This window comes from Geodermatophilus sp. SYSU D01180 (assembly GCF_054050415.1).
The window spans coordinates 35,421-45,313 of the sequence record NZ_JBJGZH010000035.1; the positions used below are offsets into that span (position 1 = coordinate 35,421).

Genomic DNA, 9,893 nt, shown 5'->3' on the forward strand with positions numbered 1-9,893 from the left:
GGGTGTCGAGATGTCGATACGGACAACGCCGTCACCGACCGCGGGCAATCCGTGACGACGGCGACGTTGCCGCCGGGTGGGGGTGCTCAGACGGGAGCTGGGGACGGCGCTCCGGCGGGGTCGAACACCGGGGCGTGACGGCGCCAGGGCGCGCGTCGCTCCAGCTCTCCGGCCAGCCAGAGTAGTCGCGTCTCGCTACCCGGGGAGCCCACCAGCTGGACCGCCAGCGGCACCCCCTCCTCGCGCGTCCCGACGGGCAGCACGACCGCCGGGACCCCGGCCAGGTTCCACGGCCAGGCCCACGGGGCCCACCGGTTGTTGGCGTCGAAGTTCGCCAGGAACCCGCGCTCGTGCCACGGCCGCGCCGGCAGCGGCGGGCCGTTGGTGATCGGGGTCAGCAGCACGTCGAGGTCGCCGTCCGCGAAGAACGCCGCCGTCCGCTCCCGGAACCGCTCGGCGGTCGCCGGCCGCACGAGGCCGGCCCGGCGGGCCAGCCGCCCGAGCCGGGCGTGCGTGCGGCTGCGGGGCTGCAGCGCCGCGCGGTCGAGCCCGAGCGCCGCGGCGTCGTCCTCCGCGCCGGCCAGCCAGCGGGCGGTCGCGCCGAAGGCGGCTCCCCACGGGACCACCGCGTCCCGCTCGACGACGACGTGCCCGGCGCCGCGCAGCAGTCGCGCCGTGCGCTCGACCGCCCCTCGGGCGGCGGCGTCGGGACGGGCCCACGGCAGCGGGGAGCGCCGGCCCGCGGCGATCCGCAGCGGCCGCCCCGGGTCGGGCGCCGACCAGTCCAGGCCGGGGTCCTCCCCCGCCAGGACCGCGGTGCCCAGCGCGACGTCCTCGACCGTGGTGGCGAGCACGCCGTTGACCGCCATGCCCGACCAGTCGTCGGCGCCGATGCCGCCGGGCAGCACGCCGCGCCCGGGCTTGAGGGTGACCAGGCCGCACGCGGCCGCCGGCAGCCGCAGGGAGCCCATCCCGTCGTTGCCGTGCGCCAGCGGGACCGCGCCCGCGGCGACCGCGGCGGCGCTGCCGCCGGAGCTCCCGGCCGGGGACAGCGCGGTGTCCCAGGGGTTGCGGGTGACGGTGCCCGGCCCGTCGGTGGCGGCGTAGAGGCACAGCTCCGGGACCCGGGTGATCCCGACGACGACGGCGCCCGCGGCGCGCAACCGGGCGACGACCTCGTGGTCGGCGTCGGCGAGGGAGGCCGCGGAGCAGCCGTCGGTCACCGTCTCCCCGGCGACGCCGACGTTGTCCTTGACCGCCACCGGGACGCCGGCCAGCGGCAGCGTGGCCCGGCGCGGGTCGGCGTCGACCGCGGCCGCCTCGGCCAGCGCCTCCTCGGCGCGGACCACGCGGAACGCGCCGATCCGGGGCTCGACGTCGGCGAGGTGGGCCAGGTGCGCGCGCACCACCTCGACCGCGGACACCTCGCCCGCGCGCACCCGCGCGGCGAGGACGGAGGCGGGCAGGCCGACGAGCCGGGCGCCGCCCGGAGCTCCGCTAGCGTCCATGCGGGCGACCGTAACCGCGGTCGCCGACAGTTCTCGAACGGAGGCCCGATGACCTACACCGGCGACGTCGAGGTGGGCGGCCCGGCCGACGTGCGGGAGCTGCCCGGGCTCACGATCAGCAAGGTCGCCGTCAGCGAGATGGCGAACAACGCCTACCTGCTGCGGGACACCGCCACCGGGCAGGCGCTGCTCGTCGACGCGGCCGCCGAACCCGACACCCTGCGCGCCCTGATCGGCGACGCCGACCTGCGCACCGTCGTCACCACGCACGGGCACTGGGACCACCACCGCGCGCTGCCCGACGTCGTCGCGGCCACCGGGGCGCAGACGGTGGCGCACGCCGCCGACGCCGGCGACCTGCCCGTCCCGGTCGACCGGACGGTCGCGCACGGCGACACCGTCGCGGTCGGCGAGCAGGTGCTGGAGGTGGTGCACCTGCGCGGGCACACGCCGGGCAGCGTCGCGCTGGTCTGGCGGGGGCCGGAGGGCGCCGGCACGCACGTCTTCACCGGCGACAGCCTCTTCCCCGGCGGCGTCGGCAACACGCAGCAGGACCCGGAGCGGTTCGCCAGCCTGATCGACGACGTCGAGCAGCGGCTGTTCGCCGTCCTGCCCGACGACACCTGGGTCTACCCCGGCCACGGCCAGGACACCACGCTGGGCGCCGAGCGCCCGTCCCTGCCGGAGTGGCGCGCCCGCGGCTGGTGACTCGCTGCGGAGCGCCTCCCGGTGCGACCATCCGTGCAGGCCAGGACGGCCGGCGGCGGGTCACGAGGAGGCACCGGATGCACTCCCAGGCGAAGCAAGAGGCGCAGGAAGCCCTGTTCACCGCGATCAGGGACCAGGCCGAGAAGAACATGCGGTCCGCGATGCGGCCCGCGGAGAAGGCCGCGCTCCTGCGCCGGCTGGCGGAGGCCTACCGGCTCACCGCCGGCGGCCCGATGCCCGAGACCTCCTCGCGCCGGGCGGCCCCCGCACCGCAGAAGGCCGCGGACAACGGGGCGTCCTCCCGGACACGCACCGCCTGACCGGCGCCCGGATCGCCCGGGAACGCGTCAGGCACGCGCCGGAGGGCGGTCCTGCGCCGCGAGCCGCTGCAGGATCCCGGCCAGGTGCGCGAGGTCGTGCCACGGCGACAGGACCTCCTCCTCGTCGTCGGCGCGCCCGAGGATCTCCCTCACGGTGGCGACGTCGTCGGACAGCTGCGCGACGGTGCAGCTCCGGACGTCCGGGTCGGCGGTGAGGTCGTACGCGGCCCGGGGTGTGAGCACCCAGTAGTGGTCGGCGGTCAGCTCGACCTCGTCCCCGTGCTGGCGGGCGACCTCGTCGAGGACGGCGGTCAGCGCCCGCTGCAGGGCGGCGACGGAGACGGTGATCGGTGCGCTCACCGTCGCAGTGTGCGCCGCGACCGGAGCGGTCCTCGTCCTCCGGGGGTCCTGCAGGACCCCCGGAGTACGGGAACGGCTCCAGGAGCGGGGCCTCAGCGGCTCACTTGCGGCCGGGCGTCCAGTCCATGCCCCAGCCGTAGGTGCGGTCGAGCACGTCCTGGCCGCCGTGCACGTAGCGCACCTCGCGGTTGACGACGAGCTGCCCGCCCTGGTTCTCGATCATCGCGATCGCGCAGATGCGGGCCCGCGGGTCGTGCTCGTCCAGGCGCACCTCGATCTGCGGCCCGTTCGCCGGGAACATCGTGACGACGGCGTCGGCCTGGCCCCAGTTCGGCACGCCCTCGTAGATGAGCGCGAACACGAGGATCCGGCGGATCAGCTGCGTGTGCTGCAGGTCGATCATCAGGTTCTCGCCACCGCTGCTGGCGCCCGACCGGTCGTCGCCGTCCAGCCAGACGATCGACCCGCCGTTGCCCAGCGTGTGCTGCCCGCGGAAGGCGTTGCCCAGCGCTTGGATGACGCCCTTGGAGCCGTCGGCGTACTCGTAGAGGCAGCCGAGGTCCAGGTCGATCGCCCCGCCGCCGGCGGCCGCGGCCAGCCGCTTGAGGAAGCCGCCGCCCCCGCCGCCACCACCGGGCCGGGAGTTCCAGTTGAGGTTGACCCGCAGGACGCCGGTGGTGCCGGCCGTCTTCGTCAGCGAGACCGACGGCGCCGACTTCGTCAGCGACACCTTGTCCATGTTCACCCCGCCCTGCTGCGGCGGGGCCGGGGGCTGGCCGTACTGCTGCTGGCCGTACGGGTCCTGCTGCGGCGGCTGGCCGTAGGGCGGCTGACCCGGGGGCGGGTAGGGCGGCTGGCCCTGCGGCGGGTACGGCGGCTGCCCCTGGTACGGCGGCTGCCCGTACGGCTGACCCGGCGGCGGGTACGGCGGCTGTCCGGGCGGCGGGTACTGGCCCGGCGGCGGGTACGGCGGCTGCCCCTGGTGCGGCGGCTGGCCGTACGGCTGACCCGGCGGCGGCTGCGGGGGCTGGTACGGCGGCGGCTGCGGCGGCGCCGGAGGGGTCTCCGGCTGCGGCGGCGGGGACTTCGGGCGCTTCGTGTAGTCGACCAAGGGAGGCCTCCCCGCAGGTCGCCCGACCGGGCCGACCTGCGCTCTGAGCGGCGGACACGTCCCCCCGACCCTATGTGCCGCCGCTACCCTCCGGCCCATGCCGCGCGGTGCCCCCTCGCCCTCCCCTGCCGTGTACGGGATCGACCTGGGCACCACGTACAGCTGCCTGGCGCAGGTCGGCGACGACGGCGCCGCGCGGGTCGTCCCCCTCCTCGACGGCGCCCCGACGCTGCCCAGCGTCGTGCTGTTCGTCGGCCCCGACGACTACGTCACCGGCGAGCGTGCCCGCGTCCTGGCCCGGGCCGTGCCCGACGACGTGTGCACGCTGGTCAAGCGGCGCATGGGCGACAGCACGTGGCGGTTCGTCAGCCACGGCCGCTCCTGGTCGGCGCCCGCGGTCAGCAGCCTGGTGCTCAAGGCGCTGGTCAGCGAGACGAGCTTCTCCACGCACAGCCCCGTGCAGGACGTCGTCATCACCGTGCCCGCCTACTTCGGCGACGAGGAGCGGCGGGCCACCCGGCTGGCCGGAGAGTACGCGGGCCTCACCGTCCTCGACGTCATCAACGAGCCGACGGCGGCCGCGCTGGCCTACGGCTTCGCCCGCCTCGACGGCGGCGGGCCGGCGGGGCACCTCGAGGAGGTCGCGCTCGTCTACGACCTCGGCGGCGGCACCGTCGACGTCGCGGTCGTGGAGCTGGCCGACCGGCGGCTGGCCGTCGTCGCCACCGACGGCGACCACGAGCTCGGCGGCGCCGACTGGGACGAGAAGCTCGCCGTCCACCTCTCGCGCGCCTTCCTCGCCGCCCACCCCGACGCCGAGGACCCGCTCGACGACGGCGCCGGCGGGCAGGCGCTGGTGCTCGCCGCCGAGCGGGCCAAGCGCGAGCTCAGCGTCCGCGAGAGCGTCGTCGTGCCGGTCGAGCACGACGGCCGCCGGGTGGACGTGCCGGTGACCCGCGCGGAGTTCGAGCGGCTCACCGCCGGCCTGCTCGACCGCACGATGGAGCTGACCCGCGCGGCGGTCGCGGCGGCCCGCGCCCGCGGCGTGGACCGGATCGACCGGGTGCTGCTGGTCGGCGGCTCGACCCGGATGCCCGCCGTCGCACGCCGGCTGACCGCCGAGCTCGGTGTGCCCGCCGAGGTGCACGACCCCGACCTCGCCGTCGCCAAGGGCGCCGCGGTCTACGGCCGCAAGAAGCAGCTGGAGCGGCTGCTCACCGCCGACCTGGTCACCCGCGGGCAGCTGCGCGACGGTTCCCCGCTGGAGTACGCCGCTCCCGCCGACGTCGACGCCGCCTGCGCCCGCCTCGGCGACGCCGTGGGCCTGACCGCGGCGCAGGTGCGGCGCACGGTGGAGATCCAGGTCCTCAACACCGTCTCCCGCGGCTTCGGCGTCCTGGCGCTGGACCGGTTCGGCGAGCCGTCGGCGGTCTTCCTCGTGCACCGCGACGACCGGCTGCCGGTCGCCGTCCGCCGCTCGTTCGGCACCGTGCACGACGACCAGCGGGTGGTGACCATCCGGGTGGTGGAGCAGGGCGGCGGCGCCGAGTCCGCCCGGCCCGAGGACGCCAAGCTGCTCGCCGAGGCCTCCATCGAGGACATCCCGCCCGGCCACCCCGCCGGCACCGAGATCCAGGTCGTGCTGCGGATGGGCTTCGACGGCATCCTCGAGCTGACCGCGCTGCACGAGGGGCTGGCCGACCGCCCGCTGACCGTGCGGGTGGAGACCGGCGCGGCGCTCAGCCAGGCCGACGTCGCCCGCGAGCGCGCGCAGGTCGGCCGGGTCCGCCGCCGGCAGGACTGACCCGTGCTCCCTCCCTTCGACGGCAACGGCTACCGCAAGCGGGTGCTCGCCGCGATCGAGCGCCGCGGCGGCCCCGACGCCACCGACCCCTTCGAGGTCTACGACCTCCCGCTGGAGGCCGCGGCGTCGCTGACCGACGACGAGGTCGCCCGCCGGGTCGAGGAGGTCTGGGCGTTCTGGCAGAAGCAGCGCGACCACCCCAAGTACCGCGGGCTGGTCACCGCGCTGCTGCAGTCGCACGACGCCCTCGCCGTGCAGCTGCGCACCCCGGGCGGGCGGCAGTGGCTGGCCGGGCAGACCCGCGCCGAGCGGGAGCGGCGGGAGGCCGCCCGGTTCGCCGAGCTCGACGCCGCCCTGGAGCGGCTGGCCGAGCGCCTCGGCGGCGTGCCGGCGGACAAGGTCGAGGGGCTGCGCGCCCTGGCCGCCGCCGCGGGCGTCGGTGACGCCGAGTTCGAGGTCCGGTTGCGCCGCCACCGGCAGCTGGGCGCCGCCCCGACCGCCGACGACGCCGCCGGGGCCGACGCCGCCGTCCTCCGGCAGGTCCGCGACGGGCTGGAGGAGCTCGGCCGGATCGAGGGCACCCCGGTGCCGGGCCTGCACGCGTTCCTCGAGCTGCCCCCGACGGCGGACCGGGAGACCGTGCGCCGCCGCCGCGACGCGCTGCTCGTCCTCAACCGGCAGCGCCGCCCCGACCGGCGCCGCGCGCTCGTCGACGACCTGCTGGCCGCCGTCGGCGCGCTGCTGGTCGACGGCGACCCGGACCGCTACCTCGACGCGCTGGCCGCCGACGTCCGCGAGGCGCTGCGCCCGCGGGTGGCCGCCGCGGTGCTCGTCGAGGACCGGCTCACCCCCGCCGACGCGCACGTCCTGGTGCGAGAGGCGATGGCCGCCGGGCTCGACCCTCGGCGCGCCGCCGCCGTCGTCACCGAGCTGGCCGCCGCGGTCGGCACCGCGGTCGAGCTCGCCCCGCCGCCCGCGCCCGGCCGGGGCGACTGGCAGGCGGAGGTGTCCGCGGCCCGGGCGGCGCTGCGGGCCGGGCGGCCGGTCGCCGCGCGCCGGCACGCCTCCGCCGCGCTGGCCGCGGCCGGCGGCATGCAGCCGCCGATCCGCGCGGTGCAGGACGAGGCCGCGGAGGCGGTCGCGCGGGCGGAGGCGGCCTGGCGCGGCGTGGCCCCTGCCGTCGCCGCCCGGCGCCACGCGGCTGCCGCCGCCGCGCTCGGGCAGCTGGTCGCCACGGCCGCCGACGTCCCCGGCCCGGGCGGGGAGGACGCCGCCGAGCTGCTCCGGCGGTCACGTGAGGCGCTGGCGCTGGCCGACGCGGTCCTCGCCCCGCCCTGCACCGGCCGGGACCGCGAGGACGCGCTGGTGGCCGCCCTCGACGCCGTCGCCGACCACTCCGCCGCCCGGGCCGAGCTCGCCGCGCTGGGCCTCGCGCCGGCCACCGACGTCGTCGTCGCCCCGGCGCCCGGCGGCGCCCGCGAGGTGCGCTGGACGGCGTCGGCCTCCGCCGGGCCGGTCGAGTACCGGGTGCTGCGGGTGCGTCCCGACGGCACCCGGCAGGTGGTCGGGTCGACCACGGTCACCGCGCTCGAGGACGGCGGGTACGGCGAGGTCGCCGGCTACGTCGTCGTCGCCTCGCGGCTCGGCGTCGCGGCGCCCGAGGCGCACGGCGGGGACGCCCGGCCGCGGCCCCCTGCCGTCTCCCTGCCGCCGGTCACCGGCGTGGTGCTGCGGGGCGACAGGCTGCGCTGGGACTGGCCCCCGGGCTGCACCGAGGTGGTCGTCGTGCTGCGGCCCGACGCGCCGCCGGCAGGCCCCGACGACCCGGCCGGCACCCGCCGCAAGGTCACCAACTCGCGCTACGAGATCGACGGCGGGCTGCCGGTCCCGGCGGCGCCCGGCCACGTCGCGGTGTTCCCGGCCACCCGGGTCGACGGCCGGCTGGTGGTGTCCGCCGAGGGCGCGCGGCTGCGGCCGGCCTGAGCGGCGGCCGGCAGCCAGCGGTCCCACCAGGCGAGCAGGTGCTCGAAGCGGGCCAGCCGGTGCCGGGGGCGGCCGGAGCGGGACAGCTCGTGGCCCTCGCCGGGGAACAGCAGCAGCGCGCTCGGCACGCCCTGCCGCTGCAGCGCGACGAACAGCCGCCGGCCCTGCTCGACCGGGCAGCGCTCGTCCTGCTCGGAGTGGACGACGAGGGTCGGCGTGCGGATCGCCGCCGCCTGCGCCAGCGGACTCACCGGCTCGGCGCCCAGGTACGCGTCGGCGTACCACCAGCCGATGTCGCTGGAGCCGGCGAACGACGCCGGGTCGGTCACCGCCCGCTCCACGACGGCGGCGGCGAACCGGTGGGTGCGGGTGAGCAGCAGCGCGGTGAGGAAGCCGCCGTAGGAGCCGCCGTGGATCCCGACCCGCTCCGCGTCCAGCGCCGGGTCGGCCAGCGCGGCGTCGAGGAAGGCCAGCACGTCGGCGGCGTCCCGGTCGCCCCAGGCCCCGACGACGGCGCGGGCGTGCTCCTCGCCGTAGCCGGACGAGCCGCGCGGGTTGCACTGCACGACCGCGTAGCCCGCCGACACGTACACCTGCGTCTCGTCCAGCAGCGACCAGCCGTACTGGGCGAACGGCCCGCCGTGCACCAGGAGCAGCACCGGGTGCGGGCCGGGGCCGTCGGGCACGGTGACCCAGCCGTGCACCGGCGCCCCGTCGGGAGCCGTGGCGGTGCGCTCGGTGGCGCGGTGCAGCCGGCCGGTGGCGCCGAGCGCGGCGCCGAAGCCGGTGAGCAGCCGGCGCCGGCCGGGGGTGATCGCCACCAGCTCCCCCGCCGACCGGTCGTGCGCGACGGTGGCGACGACGACCCCGTCCCCGGCCGCGACCCCGCGCACGGTGAACGGCCCCTCGACCAGGGTCTCGGGGGCGCCGCCGTCGAGGGGCACCCGCAGCAGCGCCACCGAGCCGCGCCGCTCGACGCCGACCAGCGCCGCGCCGCCGCAGAGCACCGTCGCCGGCGTCTCGTCGCCGCGGTGGGTGTCCCGCGGGTCGAGCACGGCCTCCAGCGGGCCGCCGGCGGCCGGCACCCGGCACAGCGTCAGCCCGCGCCCCGCGACGTCCAGCCCGTCGGGGCCGAGGTCGGGGCGGGCGGTCACGTAGACCCACGTCCCGGCCGGGTCGAACGCCGGCAGCCGGCACTCGCCGCGGCCGCGGGTGACCCGGCGCGGCTCCCCGCCGCCCACCGGGACGAGCCAGACGTCGCGGACGCAGTCGCGGTCGGCGCGGGCGTGCCGCGCGGAGACGAACGCCAGCGTCCCGCCGTCCGGCGACCAGGCGACGTCGGTGTCCTCGCCGCGGCCGTCGGTGAGCTGCCGCGCCTCGGGCGGGTCACCGGTGTCGTCGAACGGGTCCGGAGGCAGGTCGAGGACGAACACGCAGCTGGGGCGGTCGGCGGTGTACCCGACGTCGTCGACCCGGTGCCGCAGCCGGGTGACGAGTCGCGGCGGCTCGGCCTCCGGCGGCACGTCGTCAGCGGTGCCGTAGCGGCCCTCCTCGGGCACGCGGGCCACCCAGGCCAGCCGGCGGGAGTCCGGTGACCACACCGGGGCGCCGGCGCCCAGCGGCGCGTCGGTGAGCCGGCGCGCCCCGCCGCCGGCAGTGGGCAGCAGGTGCAGCTGCGGGTGCCCGCCGGGCGCGGCCGACAGGTAGGCCAGCCAGCGGCCGTCCGGGGAGAACGCCGGGGCGGAGTCGCGGGCGCCGGAGGTCAGGGGGCGGGCCGGCGCCGAGCCGTCGGTGGGCACCGCCCACAGCTGGGCGCCGTAGGCGTCGGCGTCCAGGTCGGGGCGCGCGACCGCGACCACGGCCATGCGTCCGTCCGGCGAGACCGCCGGCGTCCCCGGCGTCCGCAGCAGGGCGAGGTCGGCGGGCCGCATGGCCCACCGAGCGTAGTGCAGTCGTCACCCCCGGGGGGGGGGGGGGGGGGGGGGGGCGGGGGGGGGGGGGGGGGGGGGGGGGCCCCCCCCCCGCCCCGACTCCCACGAGCCCTTCGACGAGTTGGCCGTCGGCTGGGCGCTGCACGCGCTCGAGCCCGAGGACGAGGC

Annotated in this window: 7 protein-coding genes; 3 read left to right on the plus strand and 4 right to left on the minus strand. The window is 78.2% G+C overall.

Features of this window, described 5'->3' with window-relative positions; genetic code table 11:
- Positions 1-86: 86 nt before the first annotated feature.
- Complete coding sequence (locus ACI8AA_RS21770; protein WP_457046455.1) at positions 87-1,508, minus strand: amidase; 1,422 nt, start codon at positions 1,506-1,508, stop codon at positions 87-89.
- Between the two features lie 48 nt (positions 1,509-1,556).
- Between ACI8AA_RS21770 and ACI8AA_RS21775 the strand changes: the two genes are divergently transcribed.
- On the plus strand, positions 1,557-2,216 hold the full coding sequence (locus tag ACI8AA_RS21775) for an MBL fold metallo-hydrolase (RefSeq protein ID WP_457046456.1): 660 nt from the start codon (positions 1,557-1,559) through the stop codon (positions 2,214-2,216).
- Between the two features lie 77 nt (positions 2,217-2,293).
- The gene (locus tag ACI8AA_RS21780; protein ID WP_457046457.1) at positions 2,294-2,536 is read left to right on the plus strand and encodes a hypothetical protein; all 243 of its coding nucleotides are present in this window, start codon (positions 2,294-2,296) and stop codon (positions 2,534-2,536) included.
- A gap of 27 nt (positions 2,537-2,563) precedes the next feature.
- Here ACI8AA_RS21780 and ACI8AA_RS21785 read toward each other — a convergent pair whose 3' ends face one another.
- Both ACI8AA_RS21785 and ACI8AA_RS21790 read right to left on the minus strand, forming a co-directional pair.
- Positions 2,564-2,896 carry a hypothetical protein gene (locus ACI8AA_RS21785; RefSeq protein WP_457046458.1) on the minus strand — a complete coding sequence of 111 codons (333 nt, stop codon included), beginning with the start codon at positions 2,894-2,896 and terminating at the stop codon, positions 2,564-2,566.
- Positions 2,897-2,996: 100 nt separating this feature from the next.
- A complete protein-coding gene (locus ACI8AA_RS21790; RefSeq protein ID WP_457046459.1) occupies positions 2,997-4,007 on the minus strand; it encodes a TerD family protein in 1,011 nt (336 codons plus the stop codon).
- Between the two features lie 97 nt (positions 4,008-4,104).
- On the opposite strand from ACI8AA_RS21790, the gene ACI8AA_RS21795 reads away from it, so the two are divergent.
- Positions 4,105-5,811, plus strand: coding sequence for an Hsp70 family protein (locus ACI8AA_RS21795; RefSeq protein ID WP_457046460.1), 1,707 nt, complete (start codon positions 4,105-4,107; stop codon positions 5,809-5,811).
- A gap of 1,859 nt (positions 5,812-7,670) precedes the next feature.
- Here the strand turns inward: ACI8AA_RS21795 and ACI8AA_RS21800 are convergent.
- Complete coding sequence (locus tag ACI8AA_RS21800) at positions 7,671-9,725, minus strand: prolyl oligopeptidase family serine peptidase (RefSeq protein ID WP_457046461.1); 2,055 nt, start codon at positions 9,723-9,725, stop codon at positions 7,671-7,673.
- Positions 9,726-9,893: the final 168 nt, after the last annotated feature.